A 15,958-nucleotide genomic window follows, 5' to 3' on the forward strand; every position below is an offset into this window, starting at 1 on the left:
ACATGGCGAAGAATTGGATGGCTCATCCATGGGTGGACCGTTTTGTTCCAGACCACCGTCGACAAGTAGAAGATCAGATATTTTCCGATGCACACGGTCTTGTCATGATTCAGGATATGGAGGCGGCACTTGACCGGCTCATTGAGTTTGGCAAACAAGTTAAAACAACCCAGACCTTCAAAAAATCCGGGAAAACATTTTACTTCCGGCTCCGCGTTAATCAAAAAAGGATGCGGCTGCTGAGTTATGAAACGTATAAATCGGAGGCGGCCATCAAAAAGCGCGTCACGATTGAATATGTCCGAAAAGCTTACAATCCCGGTTCAAAACAAAATCGTTTCAAAGAAGCCTATATTCAATACCGTAAAAATGGCGAAACGTATTTACGCAGCATCCGAAAATCCCGTTTTTTTCAAGGGGTATTTTATAAACTGGAGCAGCTCGATGACCAGCTGCTCGGCAGAATTCCCGCGGCTGAACCGGCAGCTTCTTCTGCTCTTACCACAGAAGACAAGCACTTTGTCGATTCTTCCGAAGAGCCGTTTCAGTTTATTTATAAAACAGAAAGCCACATTAAACTGGCCCGCTCCGGATTGTCGCGTGCTTCGGAACGCTGTCTTATGGAAATTGTGCAGGAGGCCCGGGAAATCACCAAACATTACGAGCTTCTTGATCTTGAGGAACGGTATACGGTTAAGCGCATGCTTCAAAAAGACATTCCTTCCCTGCTCGAAGCTTACCGCCTTCTTTCTCCGGACAATCAGCTTGTACGACAGGAAGAACTCACCTCTACTTTGCGGCAGATGCGTTCCACACTTGAAGAACTTCATCATAAAGTGGACACGCTGAAGGCAGAGCGTGTTGATTATTTGTTTAAGCTTCATGAAAAACGATACCCTCCAAAAGACCAGCGGTAGCCTGCGCCGCTTTTTGGTTTTATCTTTTTTGTAAACCCTTACATAAAAAAGGAGTGACACGATGGATCAATTAAAAAATATGACAAAGCTGGAAAACGACTTATGGATTTCAGATGGGATGGACTTATCGGTGCCGGGACGTACAGGTACCTATGTTTTACCGGGTGACAGCCTCGCAGTGATTGAAACGGGTCCAAGTTCTTCTATTTCCCATTTAAAAGAAAACCTTCAGGAAATTGGGTACTCTTTTAAAGATATCCGCTATATTATTTTGACGCATATTCATCTTGATCATGCCGGTGGAGCCGGCCTGCTGCTTCGGGAATGTCCGAATGCCGAAATTATCGTACATCCAAAAGGCGCCCGGCATTTAGCAGACCCATCCAGGCTTATAAAAGGCGCCAGAGGAGTTTACGGCGATGATTTTGACCGGCTTTTTAACCCGGTCCTTCCGGTGCCGGCAGCCCGCATCATATCCGCAGCGCCTGGGGAAACCCTCTCTTTATCCTCTGAGAGAACGCTGACTTTTTATCATACACCCGGACATGCTGCTCATCATATCAGTATCCACGACAGCTCTTCGAATGGCATTTTCACAGGGGATACGATCGGCATCCAATATGTCGATGCCACCGCTCATAACAGACAGATATTTCTTCCCACTACATCTCCCAACCAGTTTGATCCAGAACAAATGCTTGCTTCACTGGACTTTCTTCTCTCACTACAGCCTGCCGCTATTTATTTCGGGCATTTTGGCAGGAGTGAAGACATTACAGCAGTCAGCAGCCAGATCCGCTATTGGCTGCCTGTGTTTGTAGAACGGGCAGAAAAATTCTCCGGTGAAGATAATGCCCTGGAAAATCTCCAGAAAGATTTATACCGGGAAATTCTTGACTATTATGATCTTCCCCTGCTCGCAGAAGATGATCCGTTAACATATCTTCTGCAGCTGGATATGCACGTCTGTGCGATGGGACTTCTTGATTACGTTAAAAAGAAACAGCAGAATAACTAATTCTTGCGAAAAGCAGCCAAAATTGCTTATAATGGTTACATTTCCATGAACGATAAATAGTTATATATATGCAATTGGAGGTTTTTTTGTGAATCGAGCAGATGCAAAGCAACAACAGGGCCGGACCGTTTTGATTGACCTTGGAAACGAAGGGACATTTTTTGCTACATTACATTCGATCGTAACCCCGCCCCAGCAGGTATGGAATGGAGAAGTGACAGTGACCGGTATTTTTACACTGCCTGTCTTTTCTAAAATCGATACTCTGCTGGATAAGCCCGGCAAAACAATGCACGTCAACGGGCAGAAAATATTCCCGGTTTCTCCGGACCGTCAACAGGTTTCTTTTTCTGTTACACTATCCGAAGCGATTGAAGATAAAAAAGCACAGATTACAGAGCGGAGCAGACAGAACTCCCTTGAGATGAAGCAGTACAATGATATACTCCGCCAGCTGTCCCCAAAGGATGCCGCTCTTCATCCTCCTATCGATGACGTCCACTATATTTATTATAAAATAGAAAGATCCAAAGACGTTATTTATTTAACCGAACCTAAAATGGGAGACGTGCTGGAACTGGCAAACTGCCCTTTTCAGCTGGAAGCAGCCGATCCCAAGCAGGGATGGATCAACGTCACCCATATTAAAGGGTTTCGTTTTGCCGATGAAGCCGGTGATATTTTGACACTTCGCAACCATGATTGGGTACGTATCCATCCAGAACAGTTTGAACCGTATACCATTCTTTTAACTGAACTGGATAAAACATCCCGCCAGGGCTTAAAACAGGCGCTTGTTCATTTTTCGCTAACAGACAGCGACCTGCTTGAATGCCATAACCGTCTTTTGTATGAGCTGCTGCAGAGCAGCCCGGAAGCCACGTTGAAGGGCGTTAATTTTATTTCCTACCAGCGTAATGGTTTGACGGTTATGATTCAGCATCACTACGTACGCCATATTCATAATAAAGAAACAGATTATGTATATGACCGGTTTGAATGCACCGCAGACAACGGGGAACGTAAAATTTATGTGTATACAAACAATGCGTATACAAAAAACGAGAAAACCGATCAATAATTTATAATAAAAAAGAAGTGCGTGCAGTTACTCTGCAGGCACTTCTTTTATTTTTGGTGCTTCTGAAAACCATTGAAGAAGCTCTTCTCCTTTTTTATCCTCTGTATCGCGGAGGTGAAATTCCCTGCCGCCGCTTGACGATAAAATATCGACCGTAATGGAACATAATTGATGCCTTTCCTGTAAATAATGATGCTGTTTTGTATAAGACTGGATGGCGGTTTTTGGAAGGACCGCATGCTGTTTGCTGACAAGACGGTTCTGCAGCACGAGCTTACTGCTGTTTTCAAACAAACCGGCCGCGCGGTACTGATTCCAGCCCAGCCAGCATAGGAGCAGCGGCAGCACAAACAGAATATAGCCATAAGGCACCCAGATAGCTGCGGCACCCGCCAGCAGCCATGATATCCAGGATGCCCTGAACATATAGCGCCTCGCCGCCCGCTTTGGTACAGGGGAGAGATCCGGCTCCATCTGCAGATCGGGGCGGACGTGGCGAATTATTTCTTCTGCTGCGTGCCGCGGCCCAAGCGGAAGCAGTACGGTGGAAAATGATTCTTTTTCCGATCCGCCCCCCGCGCTGTCAATATAAATCCTCCACAAACCGAGCATCTGCTGAAATGGATTACACGTATAGCGGACGCTCGTAATTCGTTCGGGCCGGAGGGTAAGCTGCTTTTTCTCGAGCAGCCCCCGTTTAATAATCATTTCTTTATTAATCAGTGTAATTTCAAACTGGCCGTACTGCAGCATCGTTACAATTGTCGAGCCGGTCCAGGCAATGATCGCAATTAAAAATAAAAATAAAACAAGAAACCACAAGCTTAAATCCAGAATATACCCAACGGTGCTTTGGTAAAAGGATTCAGGAATAAATTGATCAAACTGCGAAAAGACAGCCGCCGCCGCTGAAAAAAACAGCCCGACCTTTCCGGAGGTAAGCCCTGCCAGAAGAATGTAACGGGTTGGTATTTTTTTTTGGTACGTTATTTCTTCCCGCGTTACTTCCTGCTTTGGATCTGTATCCAGCGCTTCGGCCTCTTCCAGATCTGCAGAATCCGGCGTTCCATATAAAAGAGATTCCCGGATTTCTTCTGCTTCTTCTTTTGTAAGTGCAATAATGCTTACCTCGGGAATGGTGCCGCCGCCTGCTGTTTCAATTTTAATTTTCACAAGGCCGAACGCCCTTTGGATAATTCCTGCTGATATATCCACAGACTGGACTTTTTTGCGCTGTATGTACCGCTTTTTTTTCACAAATATTCCCTGTTTAATGCGAAGTTCCTGTTCTTCCAGCCTAAAACGGAAAAACAGCCAGGAAAATAAACTATGCAGAAATAAGATAAGCAGCAATGCTGGAAATATCCACTGCTGACCAAATAAAGTACCTGTACCGCCCGCGAAAAACGTTAAAATCAGCGGAAAAATAAAATCTTTTATCCGTGATACAAAAAGAACGGCTATGGCAGCTCCATGCATTCGCTTCCATTTATTCATCATCCGCATCAGCTTCTTTCCTGCTGTATAAGCTGTCTTCTGCCTCCGCCAGCCTGGAAATATGGTCCCTCAGCTCCTGCCCGACTTCCTCGGAAAGCGCCGGGATTTCATGAATACCGGCTGCAGTGGAGATGGTCAGCGCGGAAAGTCCGTATTTTTTATAAAGCGGTCCCTGGGCTGTATCTACGTGCTGGATGCGCGACATCGGAATAAGAGTATGCCTGGTGATGACTACACCGCGCCGCAGCTCTACCTCTTTTTCATATACTTCGTAGCACCATCGCTTCCAGGTCATTGCCGGAAAAAACCAGGCTTTCCATACGGCAAAGACAGCGATTACAGGAAACACCACGCTTACAAGCCATACCGGCCAGTCCTGTCTGATTGTAAAAATAAGCAGAGCAGTCGGAAGCGCCAGATAAACCAGCGCTTCGATCGCTCCTTTTATTCTCCATACAGATAATGCTTTTTTAGATATTTTTTGGGAAGGAAGAGGACGGGAATTCATTCGTCATCCTCTTCCACATAAATAATTGTGACGCCTTCGTTTTCCAGAACAGCAAGCGTTTCCCTGTTTAATTCTTCATCAGCCAGCAGGCCGAGCGAGCGCACCAGCTCGAGTTCATCCAGATGGCCTTTTTCCGCATCTTCCACGAGTTCCAGTGCTTCCTGCAGCTGCTTTTCTCTCAGCTTGCTTTTTACTTCGTCTTTTGTCATCGAAATTGCCTCCCGCCCTTAAATTATTTACCTTCTGACATCCGCTCGGTCATTTGTTTCCATACAGAGCCTTTTGCTTCTTCCCCGCCTTCAATACGCTCGAGTGCCATCTGCGCCTGAAGGGCCACTTCAAACTCCGTGTCTTCTGCAGCTTTCTTCAGGGCAGGCACAGCAGAATGATCCCCTACTTCATAAAGAAACATTGCTGCACGCCAGCGCACAAGTTTATTCTTGTCTTCCAACGCATCAATCATAGCAGGAGTGCCGCCGGTGTCGCCTAAATCGGAAAAACAGTCTCCGGCGGTCCGTCTGACGGTTACCGACTTGTCGTTTAACCCTATAGTCAAGTAGGGCAGAATAATCGGATCTTCTATCATTCCCAGATACATGACAGCCAGCCTTCTAATGGACGGCTTTTCATCGTGCAGGGCTTTCTCCAGAACCGGAATATCTTCTTTTTTGGGATCCATCTGTTCGAGCAGCGCGTACCGTTCTTTCCAGTCCGGAGCATCCAGCATATCAAGCGTTACTTTTTTAAAACGCTGGGCATACTGTTCGCTGTTTTCTTCTTCGGACAATGCCATTTTCACCAGACGGTCCAGCCGATCCTGGTTGTAGACAGCAGAGATCTCTTCCGCTACTTCTTCTCCAATCGCATCCAGGTCGTTTCCGTAACGAATGCCGTGCTCTTCCCATTTTCTCTGCAGAACAATGTTATCTTCTTCTTTCTGCGCCTTGAATGCTGCTTGCTGAAAGCGCTCAGGAAGTCCCTGTCTTTTCTCTTCTTCTCCGGCCATAATTTTCAGCTGCATCGGAATTCCTTTAAACATCTGCTTTTGGATCATAACTTCGCCAAATGCTTCCGTTCCTTCTTCTCCCCCATCAGCAGATACTTCCGCTTTTTCGCCGAATAAATTCCTTACCTTGGGAAGCAGTTCTTTCCAGTCTGCTTTCGGGTGACGTTCAATTGCCATGAAATCAGCTACGTGATAAACGCCTTTAATTCCTTCTACCGTAAAAATATTCTGGATTACCTCCGGAGCCTCTTCTTTATTTTTCAACGTGAAGTTGTGGCTTTTTCCAGCCTCCAAAGACTCATCGAGCGTCAACTTCATCGTGTTTGGACTTGGTGTTGGTTCTATCGAAGTAATTCTCATTTTATCATCCTGCCTTTCCTGTCGTATCAGGTTTTCTTTCTTTTAAATTGTAACATACCCACGTTTCAGACAGCCAATCTCCACTATTTGTTTTCAAAGGAATATGTGGAGATTCATGTATGAAAAAGCAGGGATAGGGTATACTAGTAAAGAAATCAGCTGTACAGCTGTTAGAGGCAGTAGCACAAGGAGGTCATTACGATGAAAGTAGCCGTCTTATCCGACATACACGGAAACGCCAAAGCATTAAAAGCAGTTCTCCGGGAGCTTACGGACCGGAATATCGACAAAATGTACATCATCGGGGATTTGAGCTTTAGAGGTCCTGAACCAAAAAACGTCCTTGAAACCGTACGCTCCACTCCAGCTAAAGTATTAAAAGGCAATGCGGATGAATGGATCACAAGAGGCATAAAAAAAGGCGAAGTGCCGGACCGGGCGCTTGGCCTGATGAGCCAGGAAAGGGACTGGGCGCTGGAGCGTCTGACAGAAAACGATCTAACTTACCTGGAAAACCTCCCCACTTCTTTTTTGGACGAGCTTGAGGGTGGTATTACGATGCATGCCTTCCACGCTGTTCCATCCAATTCCTTCGATGTCGTGCCTGCAGATGCAAGTGATGAAGAAATGCTCGATAAGCTTGCTTCGGCTGAAGAAGCCGATATTTATATTTACGGGCATATTCATACGCCTTTTGTCCGAAAAATTGGAAACAAGACGATTGTAAATACAGGAAGCATCGGTCTGCCGTTTGATGGGGATCCCCGTCCTTCTTTTGCACTTCTTACGATAGAAAACGGCCAGGTGGAAGCTGTGATAGAACGCGTTGATTACGATAACACGCGCGTCATTCAACAGTATGACGCAGGCGATTACCCAAATAAAGACCAGATGAAAAACATCGTAAAAACAGGCAAAAAGCCCAAGTAAGGCTTCTTGGAACTACAAGCAGCTTTAAAATCCCGGACCAAACACAAAAAGAGAGACCTTTTGCCAATGGCATGGTCTCTCTTTTTATTTATTTAACGCTTTATTAACTGATGAATCCCTTGGATAATTTCCGGAAAGGAAGCTTTGTCCGAATAGCTTTTCTGTATTTCCAGATGTTCGTCCAACAGGAAAGTAGTCGGTACTCCACCGCATTGATAAGCATCATATACCTTGGTGCCGTTATCCTTTAAAACAGGAAAGCGGTAGCCCGTCTTTTCCAAGAAACGGACGGCATCGTCTTCCCTGCCTTCTCTGCCCGTTACGTTAATGGTTAAAAACCCCATAATGTCTTTATCCATTTGTTCATAAAACAGGTGTTTATAATGAAGGTCTTTCATGGAATCCGGACACCAGGATGCCCAAAACGTCAAAATCAGCGGTGTCCCTTTCCATTCTTCCAGCCGGTGCATCGAATCACTGTGTATATCCGGCAGTTGAAAGTACGGTGCGTTCATTTTCGATAACTCCTTATTTCAGCATGCTTTGCAGCTGTCCATGAAGCTGTTCCAGCACATAAGCCGGATTGTCAAATGTATGCATTTTCTTTACAGGCTTTCCATTTTTGAAAACAATCAGGCAAGGCACGCTCTGAATTTTTTCTGTCACAGCTTCCTGCGGTATTTCATTAATGTTTACTTTATAAAAAGGAACGTCATATAACTTTTTCATTGGTTCTATTACCCGTTCGGCAATTTGGCATGTTCTGCAGAAAGGAGACGCGTAAAACACTGCGCCGGATGGCTTTTCTTTCAGCAGCTTGAGATCTGTTTGATTAATCTGCTCCATTTTCTCCTCTTTCTACGACTCGTGGACGGCGTCATTCCACTTCTTTATATCATTGGCGACTTTAGGGAAATCTTCTGCAAATGGATATTCTTTTAAGCTCTCTTTGCGGTCGAGGTCACTCATTTTGTTCCATACTGCCTTTAATTCGTTAGCAGCTCTGGTAAATTCCTGTAGTTCTCTTTTTAATTCACTCATAGGTTCTGCCTCTTTTCTTCAAAGGGTTTGAAACGCTTCAACTAATGCTTTACCGTATTGGGGAAGGTCAGGCGGACGGCGGCTCGATACAATGTGGCCGTCTGTAACGACCGCTTCGTCTTTCCAGACCGCTCCTGCGTTGGTCATATCGTCTTTAATTCCTGGTGTACTCGTTACCGTGACGCCCTGCAGAATCCCTGCACTGGCAAGCACCCAGCCGGCATGGCAGATCTGGCCGATCACTTTCTTGTTTTCATCCATATGCTTTACAAAGTTCAGGACTTCTTCATAGCGGCGCAGTTTATCCGGTGCCCATCCTCCCGGGACAAGAATCCCATCAAACTGGGCTGCGTCAAGATCTGTGAAAGCTGCCTCTGCTTCTGCGGGAACGCCGTATTTTCCTTTATACACACGGCCCTTCTCTTTTCCTGCAAGCACCACTTCGGCGCCTTCCTCACGGAGCCTCATAACCGGCACCCAAAGCTCCAGGTCCTCGAAATCATCTTCTACTAATGCAATCACGCGTGTATTGGTTAAACTCATATCCAGTTCCCCTTTCTCTTGCTGTGCTGTTACTTATTTCCCCTGTTTTTTCCTATACGAAACGAATTTTCTGGGTCATTACCTGCAGATCTGCTGTACTGACCGCTTTGTTTCCTTGCTGCCACATATCTTTCGGCAGTTTTCTGCCTTGAATCGTAAAACTAAAAGAATCCAAAAAGGGAAAAGGCTTCATCTGCACAGACGAGCTGTCCTGCCAAAGCGGATACACTTTTTTCTTGCCGAGAAAAGAAAAGCGGTGCCGGAATCCCTGCTGAAACCAGCTGATTTCCTCTGCTTTTGGGGTGCCTGCTTTGTTCATGCAGGCATATAATGATACATCATCAAAAAACTGGAGAACGCTCAAATGCCTGTCCAGACGACTTGTATCTTTTATTCTTTTTTTCCAGTCTTTCTGCCGTTTCTGCTCTCCTTCAAAAAAAGACACGCCTGCTGCAGACGTATCATTTTTTAGAAAGGAAGCATAATGCATACTCAACAGAATACCGCTGTACAAATCTTCTTTTCCTGCCGCTTCGATTCCTTTTTTATATGCATCCAGCTTCTCCTCGAGCGGGTAATTCAAAAAAGAGTAAGGATGACCTTCCGGAGAAGAGAGAACGACCCGGTCCAGAGGAATCCAGGCGTTGTCATGCCGGCGGATTGCATATAAAAGCGAATCCCACTTTTTGTCTTCTTTCCAATTCGGATTATTAATCTGCGCGGCTGCTTCTGCACTGAGCCGGGCATGTTCATGCTGTTCTATTAAAAAATAATATGAGGAGAATTCCTGGACAATCATGCTCTCGGCCTCCTTTTAAATCAAGAAGTTAAATAAACTTTCCTCTTTATCGATTTCTTTGTAGGAAAATCCTTTTTTGTTAATTCGTTCAATCAGAGGTTTATAATCTTTCTGGTTTTTTAACTCAATGCCTACGAGAGCCGGTCCATTTGCTTTGTTGTTCTTTTTATTATATTCAAACCGGGTAATATCATCGTCGGGTCCGAGAACTTCATCCAGAAATTCACGCAGTGCCCCCGCACGCTGAGGAAAAACAACAATGAAGTAATGCTGGAGTCCCTCATAAATTAAGGATTTCTCCCGCATTTCTTCCATTCTTCCAATATCGTTATTTCCTCCGCTTAAAATGCAAACGACGTTTTTTCCTTTGATTTCCTCTTTGTAAAAATCAAGCGCTGAAATAGGCATAGCACCGGCCGGTTCCGCCACAATCGCATTCTCATTGTACAGCTCCAGAATCGTCGTGCAGATTTTGCCTTCCGGCACGAGTTTAATTTCATCAAGAATCTCTCTGCATACTTCGTACGTAATATCTCCCACCCGCTTAACGGCTGCTCCATCAACAAACTTATCTATTTTCTGAAGTTCCGTGACGCCGCCGTTATCAAATGATGCTTTCATTCCAGCTGCTCCGGCGGGCTCGGTGCCGATAATCTTCGTGTTCGGGGAGATGGATTTAATATAGGTACCAACGCCGGAAGCAAGTCCGCCGCCGCCGATCGAGCAGAAAAGATAGTCGAGCGGCTCTTCTATGTCATTCATAATTTCCAGGCCTGCGGTCCCCTGGCCTGCAATTATTTTTTCGTTGTTAAATGGATGAATAAAAGCCATTTGATGTTCGTCACAGTAAGCCATCGCTTCCTTATAGGAATCATCAAACGTATCTCCCGTCAGAACAACATCTACATAATCGCCGCCGAACAGTTTAACCTGTCCCACTTTTTGGCGCGGAGTAGTCGTTGGCATAAAGATGCGTCCTTTCACTTTTAAGGCGCTGCAGGAATAGGCTACCCCCTGCGCGTGGTTCCCTGCACTAGCACAGACTACCCCATTTTTCATCGTTTCTTCGGAAAGGCTGTGCATCAAATGATAGGCCCCTCTGATTTTAAAGGACCGGACTACCTGCTGATCCTCTCTTTTTAAGTAAATATTAGCCTGATAGCGCTCAGACAAAACCTGGTTCTTCTGGAGAGGCGTATGATTAACAACGTCCTTCAGCGTTTGGTTCGCAATAATGATATCTTCTATATGAATCCTGCTCATTTGTCATTATCCTTTCTGCCTCACAAAACTATCCTGCACACATTCCATTATGCGCCTGCTGTCTTCTGTGTTCAACTGCTGTACATTGTACTACATCTGGGAACCTTTGAAAATAAAATGGAGAGGAAATACAGTGCTTAATTGATTAAATACAAAAAATTCACTATACTATATAATAGGTAAGCAGTTTTGTGTTATGTTTTACATAAGTTAAGCATTTTACAGGGGGTAAGCGTATGTACAAGTGGATGGCTGCATTAATGACAGCCGCAGTTCTAGCTGTTTGGCCTGCTTCAGCCCACGCATCTGTAAACGCGTGGAATGATGCAGAACCTTTATTACTTGTCGTATTGACTGTTTTTTCTATTGTAAGCATTATGGCGTTTATCTTTTTCATGGTGCGGGATAACGGTTGAAGAAGGGAAAATAAGCTTCCTGCAGGGACGGACTAATTCTGTTTCGGGGGGCTTTTTTCTTTTACCGTGTTCGTTTCTCCGTTCCTGCCGATTAAAATGAAAAAAACAGGGAATATAAATACAAACAAAACCGGAAGGACTGACGATAATGAATGATATGTTAAAAAGAGGCTTTTTTCTAGGTCTGGGAGCCGCAGCATACAGCCGGGAGAAAGTGCAGAATTATTTGGATGACTTGGTCTATAAAGGAAAAATCACACCTAGAGAAGCGCAGGAGTGGAAAGAGGAATTAATCCAGCGCGGCCGGGAAAAAGAAAACAAGTGGAGTGAAAAACGCAAGGATAAAACCGAGCAGTCTTTCAAAGATATGGGCCTTGCTACGGAATCCGATATTCTCCGCCTCGAAGAAAAGCTGCATGATATTGAACAAAAGCTTGCTGAGAGGCCGAAAAAAGACGGATGGGATCACCCGGCTGAGTGATACAGGCTGAGGAAAGGAAGCAGGAACCATGGCTATTACGAAAGGACTAAAGCATGCGAACCGATACAGACAAATTGCAACAACGCTGGCCAAACACGGCTTTGGTTATATACTGCGTGAGGTAGGACTATTCCATATCCTCTCTCTTCCTAAACGATTGTCTGCAGAATCGGATGATTTTAACGCGCAGTCGATCGGTACGAGGCTTCGACTCGTCATCGAAGAACTCGGTCCTACCTTTATCAAACTCGGCCAGCTTGTCAGCATGCGCAAAGATATTTTTCCCCCTTCTATTATAGAAGAACTGGAGAAACTTCAAGCTGAAGTTCCTCCTTTTTCAGTAGAGCTTGGAAAACGCATGATTGAACACGACCTTCATGCACCGGTAGACGAAATTTTTCAGTCCTTTACAGAAGAACCTCTGGCTGCAGCTTCTATCGGACAGGTGCACCATGCCGTTCTACATACGGGGGAAGAAGTAGCTGTTAAAATATCCAGACCCCACATTAAAGAAATAATTGAAAAAGACATTGACGTTCTCCGGGATCTTGCCAGGCTCTTGTGCCAGCGTTTCCACTGGGCCAGGTACTACAGGCTTGATACGATCGTGGAAGAATATGTAGAAGCTATACGTGATGAAGTCGACTATTACATCGAAGCACGTAATACGCAGAAAATAGCTAGAAATATGGAAGAATTTTCTTCCGTTTACATTCCTCATATTTATGAAGAGTACTGCAGCCGCCGTGTGCTTACGATGGAATTTATACAAGGCGAAAGCCTGCATCATTTGGAACATTCCCCGATAAAGTATGATAAGAAAAAACTGGCACGTCAGCTCGCTGATTCTTTTCTTCATCAAATGATGATTAATGGTTTCTTTCACAGTGATCCTCATCCCGGAAATATTATTTTTACAGGGAAAGACACGGCCGCCTATATTGATTTCGGACAAATTGGCCGGTTAAGCCGTTCGATGCGCTGGGAATTTGTCAACTATGTCATCGCCATGACTAAAAAGAAGCCGGATGAAGTGACAAAAGCTATATACGAAATGGCAGATTTTCCGGACGACCTGGATACCGAATTATTTACAGAAGATATTGAATACCTGTTATCCAAATACTACGAGACGCCCTTACATGACATGAGCATCGGAAAAGCCATAAATGATATATTTGCCACCGCCCACCGCTATGAGATTAAAATTCATAAAGAGTACGTTATGCTGGCCAAAGCCGTGATTACGATTGAAAGTGTCGTAGAAGAGCTTGATCCGGATCTCAGCATTATGGAGCTTTCCGAGCCTTATGGAAAACGACTTTTTAAAGAAAAAATTCATCCCAAACGGTATATGGATGAAGCAGTAGACGAAGCAAAAAAACAATCTGAATATTTATGGGACATGCCTAAACACATGCGCGATTCACTCGAGAGAGTGGCTAAAGGAAAAATCGGCGTTGATATGGATATTCCGGAAATACATTTTATTCTTAATAAAATGGACCGAATCAGCAACCGGCTTTCCTTCAGCGTCATTCTGCTTGCGTTTAGTATTATAATGGTCGGGCTGATCATCGGCTCCACTTTCGGCGCTTCCTCTTCTCCGCTTGTGCAGATCCCGGTTATTGAAATTGGCTTTATTATTTCCTTTTTTATGTTCATTTGGCTGTTATTTGCGATTTTTCGTTCGGGACGCTTTTGACGGACTTGCCAATAAACGGCAAATCATTTATTATAATGAGACTTTGTTTTATTGATTATACAGAGATTTGGCTTATCAGCCGGGTCTCTTTTTTATGGGCGGAGTAAATACCGGAAGAGGGCGGATGCAATGATTTCATGGGAATTATTAAATATTATTGGTACGATTGCTTTCGCTTTAAGCGGCGTGATTGTAGCGATGGAAGAACGATATGACATTATCGGTGTGTATATATTAGGTTTTGTGACGGCTTTTGGAGGGGGCGCGGTGCGTAATCTGTTGATCGGGGTGCCCGTTTCAGCTCTTTGGGACCAGGAGCTGCTTTTTACCATTGCTTTTCTTCTAATGACAGGGGCCTTTTTTCTGCCCCAGATCTGGTTCCGGCAGTGGACGAGATGGGGCGTCCTGTTCGATGCGGTAGGTCTTGCTGCATTTGCCGTCCAGGGGGCTATATTTGCTGCACAGATGGATCTGCCGCTGAGCGCTGCAATTGCTGCAGCCGCATTAACGGGAGCCGGTGGCGGGATCATCCGTGACCTTCTCGCAGGCCGCCGCCCGCTCGTATTGAGTCGTGATATATATGTAGCCTGGACGATTCCTGCCGGTTTATTAATAGGCAGCGGACTCATTGATCAATTCTTAGGCTATGTTCTTATTCTCGCCTCCATTGTTGCGCTCCGCATGTTGAGCGTTTATTATAACTGGCAGCTGCCTCGAAGACAGCTTCCAAGTTCATAAGCAAAGCCCGGTGCTTTCCGCACCGGGCTTTTTCCTATTTGTTTTCGTTTGTCTCAATCGGGAGATCCGGGTAGGAGGACCAGTCGCTCCAGCTGCCTGCATAGAGCCGCACATGATCAAATCCGGCTTCTTCCATGGCCAGGACGTTTACAGCCGCAGTTACGCCGGAACCGCAGTAAGAGACCACCTGATCATACTCCCCAAGCTCCTGGAAGTGTTCTTTGAGCTGGTGCGGGGTTTTCCATGTGTCTGACCCGCTTACAACATCACTCCAAAAATAGTGATCTGCGCCCGGAATGTGGCCGGCCTGCGGGTCTACTTCGTCTTTTTGTCCGGAATACCGTTCATAATCCCTTGCATCAATGAGCTTTGTTTTGTCATCATGCAGAGCTACTTTTACTTCTTCAATATGAACGAGCATATTCGGCTTTAATTCGGTCGTAAATATCTTTTTATCCGGCGCCGGAATGTTTGTATCTACCGGTCGCTTTTCTTTTTCCCAGGAAGAATAAGAACTGTTGAGCACATATACATGTTCATGCCCGAGATAGCGCAGCATCCACCATAGTCTGGCTGCCATTGCCCCGTTCTGATCGTCATAAACGACTACCTCTGTAGTAAGATCAATGCCCCACTCTCCTACTTTGACAGCAAAGCTGTCCATATCCGGCAGCGGGTGCCTGCCTCCATGCTCTTCAGCAATATCAGATAAATCTTCTTCCAGGTGTGCATAGACTGCTCCCGGTATATGTCCTTTTTCATACTCCTGCCGCCCCTGTTCCGGCTCGCCAAGTGTAAAGCGGCAGTCTGCTATTACTGTTTTTGTTCCGAGCTTTTGTTCCAGTTCATCTGCTGTAATAAGATGCTTCACCTTTATCCCCTGCTTTCCTTCTCTTTCCAGGCGCTTTCCAGGCTCCGGAGTACATAATGGATAGATTGGTTCATCTCTTTAAATCTTTTTTCCTTTGTGTCCGGCTGAAAACACGTAACAGAAGCGATCGTCATATTCTCGTGCGTATCTTCGAGCTGCTTTTGATGCAGATAAACCGGCTGTTCTTTTAGTACCCATTCTGAAGCAAGTGAAAACCACTCATCGGCGAGCGTTTTCACTTTATCAGCAAAAGGTTTGACCGTTTCAAAAAAATAGTCTCTATTTTTCGCATGTTCCATGCGTTCTTCATAATAGCGCAGCATCGCTTCATTCTGCTCAAGAAGCTCTTCTGTCACTTCGATTAGTCTATTCATGCCAAAGCCTCCTTAATCGTTTTCATGAAGTCTTTGGGCTACCGTTTCCGGCTGAATCGCGGAAAGCATGACGTGGTCACTGTCTGATAGAATAATGCTTCTTGTTTTTCTGCCATTCGTCACGTCGATCAGCATTTTTCTTTCTCTTGCTTCCTGTATCATCCGTTTTGTCGGCGCTGAATCAGAACTCACAATCGATACGATCCGATCCGAAATAACCATGTTTCCAAACCCTATATTAATTGCTTTTTCTGTCATGATATCCCCCTTTTTCTTTCCTATGTAATCGTAACATGAAAGTTCATTCCTCTGTCCACCCCCCGCCGCATTCTTCTGATTCTCACATTGTGCAGTTTGTGCTATTATAGTAGAGATGTCATGCCATTCGTAAAGCAATGAAAGGAGCGAAT

21 protein-coding genes are annotated in these 15,958 nt (G+C 45.1%); 8 read left to right on the forward strand and 13 right to left on the reverse strand.

What is annotated here, in order from left to right; translation table 11 throughout:
- Nucleotides 1–2: 2 nt before the first annotated feature.
- From AC5W2J_RS05790 to AC5W2J_RS05800, 3 genes are all read left to right on the forward strand, one after another.
- The gene (locus tag AC5W2J_RS05790) at nt 3–917 is read left to right on the forward strand and encodes a hypothetical protein (protein ID WP_496058540.1); all 915 of its coding nucleotides are present in this window, start codon (nt 3–5) and stop codon (nt 915–917) included.
- 61 nt (nt 918–978) lie between these two features.
- Complete coding sequence (locus AC5W2J_RS05795) at nt 979–1,935, forward strand: MBL fold metallo-hydrolase (RefSeq protein ID WP_496058541.1); 957 nt, start codon at nt 979–981, stop codon at nt 1,933–1,935.
- An 88-nt stretch (nt 1,936–2,023) separates the two neighbouring features.
- Nucleotides 2,024–3,016, forward strand: coding sequence for a DUF2777 family protein (locus AC5W2J_RS05800; protein WP_496058542.1), 993 nt, complete (start codon nt 2,024–2,026; stop codon nt 3,014–3,016).
- A 27-nt stretch (nt 3,017–3,043) separates the two neighbouring features.
- Here AC5W2J_RS05800 and AC5W2J_RS05805 read toward each other — a convergent pair whose 3' ends face one another.
- Genes AC5W2J_RS05805 through AC5W2J_RS05820 form a run of 4 tightly spaced genes read right to left on the reverse strand, consistent with a single transcriptional unit; the run spans nt 3,044 to nt 6,387 of the window.
- Nucleotides 3,044–4,513: a PH domain-containing protein gene (locus AC5W2J_RS05805; RefSeq protein WP_496058543.1), complete on the reverse strand. Its 1,470-nt coding sequence runs from the start codon at nt 4,511–4,513 to the stop codon at nt 3,044–3,046.
- On the reverse strand, nt 4,506–5,021 hold the full coding sequence (locus tag AC5W2J_RS05810) for a PH domain-containing protein (RefSeq protein ID WP_496058544.1): 516 nt from the start codon (nt 5,019–5,021) through the stop codon (nt 4,506–4,508). The genes AC5W2J_RS05805 and AC5W2J_RS05810 overlap by 8 nt, the downstream gene beginning before the upstream one ends.
- Nucleotides 5,018–5,230: a hypothetical protein gene (locus AC5W2J_RS05815; RefSeq protein ID WP_496058545.1), complete on the reverse strand. Its 213-nt coding sequence runs from the start codon at nt 5,228–5,230 to the stop codon at nt 5,018–5,020. The genes AC5W2J_RS05810 and AC5W2J_RS05815 overlap by 4 nt, the downstream gene beginning before the upstream one ends.
- Before the next feature lie 23 nt (nt 5,231–5,253).
- The gene (locus AC5W2J_RS05820; protein WP_496058546.1) at nt 5,254–6,387 is read right to left on the reverse strand and encodes a conserved virulence factor C family protein; all 1,134 of its coding nucleotides are present in this window, start codon (nt 6,385–6,387) and stop codon (nt 5,254–5,256) included.
- Between the two features lie 201 nt (nt 6,388–6,588).
- Here AC5W2J_RS05820 and AC5W2J_RS05825 point away from each other — a divergent pair, with 201 nt between their 5' ends.
- Complete coding sequence (locus AC5W2J_RS05825; protein WP_496058547.1) at nt 6,589–7,317, forward strand: metallophosphoesterase family protein; 729 nt, start codon at nt 6,589–6,591, stop codon at nt 7,315–7,317.
- Between the two features lie 92 nt (nt 7,318–7,409).
- Here the strand turns inward: AC5W2J_RS05825 and AC5W2J_RS05830 are convergent, their stop codons facing one another.
- From AC5W2J_RS05830 to ilvA, 6 genes are read right to left on the reverse strand one after another with little or no spacing between them, the layout of a single operon-like run.
- Nucleotides 7,410–7,832 carry a TlpA disulfide reductase family protein gene (locus AC5W2J_RS05830; RefSeq protein ID WP_496058548.1) on the reverse strand — a complete coding sequence of 141 codons (423 nt, stop codon included), beginning with the start codon at nt 7,830–7,832 and terminating at the stop codon, nt 7,410–7,412.
- Nucleotides 7,833–7,845: 13 nt separating this feature from the next.
- Complete coding sequence (locus tag AC5W2J_RS05835) at nt 7,846–8,163, reverse strand: thioredoxin family protein (protein WP_496058549.1); 318 nt, start codon at nt 8,161–8,163, stop codon at nt 7,846–7,848.
- Between the two features lie 12 nt (nt 8,164–8,175).
- The gene (locus AC5W2J_RS05840; protein ID WP_496058550.1) at nt 8,176–8,358 is read right to left on the reverse strand and encodes a hypothetical protein; all 183 of its coding nucleotides are present in this window, start codon (nt 8,356–8,358) and stop codon (nt 8,176–8,178) included.
- 18 nt (nt 8,359–8,376) lie between these two features.
- Nucleotides 8,377–8,901 carry a type 1 glutamine amidotransferase domain-containing protein gene (locus AC5W2J_RS05845; protein ID WP_496058551.1) on the reverse strand — a complete coding sequence of 175 codons (525 nt, stop codon included), beginning with the start codon at nt 8,899–8,901 and terminating at the stop codon, nt 8,377–8,379.
- 52 nt (nt 8,902–8,953) lie between these two features.
- Nucleotides 8,954–9,700, reverse strand: coding sequence for a DUF3891 family protein (locus tag AC5W2J_RS05850; protein WP_496058552.1), 747 nt, complete (start codon nt 9,698–9,700; stop codon nt 8,954–8,956).
- A gap of 15 nt (nt 9,701–9,715) precedes the next feature.
- Nucleotides 9,716–10,963 (reverse strand): threonine ammonia-lyase IlvA, encoded by a 1,248-nt coding sequence (ilvA, locus tag AC5W2J_RS05855; RefSeq protein ID WP_496058553.1) that lies wholly within the window; start codon nt 10,961–10,963, stop codon nt 9,716–9,718.
- A gap of 236 nt (nt 10,964–11,199) precedes the next feature.
- On the opposite strand from ilvA, the gene AC5W2J_RS05860 reads away from it, so the two are divergent.
- The 4 genes from AC5W2J_RS05860 to AC5W2J_RS05875 all read left to right on the forward strand — a co-directional run bounded on the left by AC5W2J_RS05860 (nt 11,200) and on the right by AC5W2J_RS05875 (nt 14,303).
- A complete protein-coding gene (locus AC5W2J_RS05860; protein ID WP_496058554.1) occupies nt 11,200–11,379 on the forward strand; it encodes a hypothetical protein in 180 nt (59 codons plus the stop codon).
- Between the two features lie 148 nt (nt 11,380–11,527).
- Nucleotides 11,528–11,860, forward strand: a complete 333-nt coding sequence (locus AC5W2J_RS05865; RefSeq protein ID WP_496058555.1) for a phasin family protein — start codon at nt 11,528–11,530, stop codon at nt 11,858–11,860.
- A gap of 28 nt (nt 11,861–11,888) precedes the next feature.
- Nucleotides 11,889–13,565: an ABC1 kinase family protein gene (locus AC5W2J_RS05870; protein ID WP_496058556.1), complete on the forward strand. Its 1,677-nt coding sequence runs from the start codon at nt 11,889–11,891 to the stop codon at nt 13,563–13,565.
- 132 nt (nt 13,566–13,697) lie between these two features.
- The gene (locus AC5W2J_RS05875; RefSeq protein WP_496058939.1) at nt 13,698–14,303 is read left to right on the forward strand and encodes a trimeric intracellular cation channel family protein; all 606 of its coding nucleotides are present in this window, start codon (nt 13,698–13,700) and stop codon (nt 14,301–14,303) included.
- Between the two features lie 34 nt (nt 14,304–14,337).
- Here AC5W2J_RS05875 and AC5W2J_RS05880 read toward each other — a convergent pair whose 3' ends face one another.
- From AC5W2J_RS05880 to AC5W2J_RS05890, 3 genes are read right to left on the reverse strand one after another with little or no spacing between them, the layout of a single operon-like run.
- On the reverse strand, nt 14,338–15,174 hold the full coding sequence (locus AC5W2J_RS05880; RefSeq protein WP_496058557.1) for a sulfurtransferase: 837 nt from the start codon (nt 15,172–15,174) through the stop codon (nt 14,338–14,340).
- Between the two features lie 2 nt (nt 15,175–15,176).
- Nucleotides 15,177–15,548 carry a YppE family protein gene (locus tag AC5W2J_RS05885; RefSeq protein WP_496058558.1) on the reverse strand — a complete coding sequence of 124 codons (372 nt, stop codon included), beginning with the start codon at nt 15,546–15,548 and terminating at the stop codon, nt 15,177–15,179.
- Between the two features lie 12 nt (nt 15,549–15,560).
- Complete coding sequence (locus AC5W2J_RS05890) at nt 15,561–15,806, reverse strand: DUF370 domain-containing protein (RefSeq protein WP_496058559.1); 246 nt, start codon at nt 15,804–15,806, stop codon at nt 15,561–15,563.
- Between the last annotated feature and the right edge of the window lie 152 nt (nt 15,807–15,958).

Source organism: Sinobaca sp. SA16-1, from assembly GCF_059510515.1.

Excerpts from the sequence above, each read along its gene's own strand:
- AC5W2J_RS05790 (WP_496058540.1), top strand. The coding sequence starts at position 3 with ATGGCGAAGAATTGGATGGCTCATCCATGGGTGGACCGTTTTGTTCCA.
- AC5W2J_RS05795 (WP_496058541.1), top strand. The coding sequence starts at position 979 with ATGGATCAATTAAAAAATATGACAAAGCTGGAAAACGACTTATGGATT.
- AC5W2J_RS05805 (WP_496058543.1), bottom strand. The coding sequence starts at position 4,513 with ATGAATAAATGGAAGCGAATGCATGGAGCTGCCATAGCCGTTCTTTTT.
- AC5W2J_RS05810 (WP_496058544.1), bottom strand. The coding sequence starts at position 5,021 with ATGAATTCCCGTCCTCTTCCTTCCCAAAAAATATCTAAAAAAGCATTA.
- AC5W2J_RS05815 (WP_496058545.1), bottom strand. The coding sequence starts at position 5,230 with ATGACAAAAGACGAAGTAAAAAGCAAGCTGAGAGAAAAGCAGCTGCAG.
- AC5W2J_RS05820 (WP_496058546.1), bottom strand. The coding sequence starts at position 6,387 with ATGAGAATTACTTCGATAGAACCAACACCAAGTCCAAACACGATGAAG.
- AC5W2J_RS05825 (WP_496058547.1), top strand. The coding sequence starts at position 6,589 with ATGAAAGTAGCCGTCTTATCCGACATACACGGAAACGCCAAAGCATTA.
- AC5W2J_RS05830 (WP_496058548.1), bottom strand. The coding sequence starts at position 7,832 with ATGAACGCACCGTACTTTCAACTGCCGGATATACACAGTGATTCGATG.
- AC5W2J_RS05835 (WP_496058549.1), bottom strand. The coding sequence starts at position 8,163 with ATGGAGCAGATTAATCAAACAGATCTCAAGCTGCTGAAAGAAAAGCCA.
- AC5W2J_RS05840 (WP_496058550.1), bottom strand. The coding sequence starts at position 8,358 with ATGAGTGAATTAAAAAGAGAACTACAGGAATTTACCAGAGCTGCTAAC.
- AC5W2J_RS05845 (WP_496058551.1), bottom strand. The coding sequence starts at position 8,901 with ATGAGTTTAACCAATACACGCGTGATTGCATTAGTAGAAGATGATTTC.
- AC5W2J_RS05850 (WP_496058552.1), bottom strand. The coding sequence starts at position 9,700 with ATGATTGTCCAGGAATTCTCCTCATATTATTTTTTAATAGAACAGCAT.
- ilvA (WP_496058553.1), bottom strand. The coding sequence starts at position 10,963 with ATGAGCAGGATTCATATAGAAGATATCATTATTGCGAACCAAACGCTG.
- AC5W2J_RS05860 (WP_496058554.1), top strand. The coding sequence starts at position 11,200 with ATGTACAAGTGGATGGCTGCATTAATGACAGCCGCAGTTCTAGCTGTT.
- AC5W2J_RS05865 (WP_496058555.1), top strand. The coding sequence starts at position 11,528 with ATGAATGATATGTTAAAAAGAGGCTTTTTTCTAGGTCTGGGAGCCGCA.
- AC5W2J_RS05870 (WP_496058556.1), top strand. The coding sequence starts at position 11,889 with ATGGCTATTACGAAAGGACTAAAGCATGCGAACCGATACAGACAAATT.
- AC5W2J_RS05885 (WP_496058558.1), bottom strand. The coding sequence starts at position 15,548 with ATGAATAGACTAATCGAAGTGACAGAAGAGCTTCTTGAGCAGAATGAA.
- AC5W2J_RS05890 (WP_496058559.1), bottom strand. The coding sequence starts at position 15,806 with ATGACAGAAAAAGCAATTAATATAGGGTTTGGAAACATGGTTATTTCG.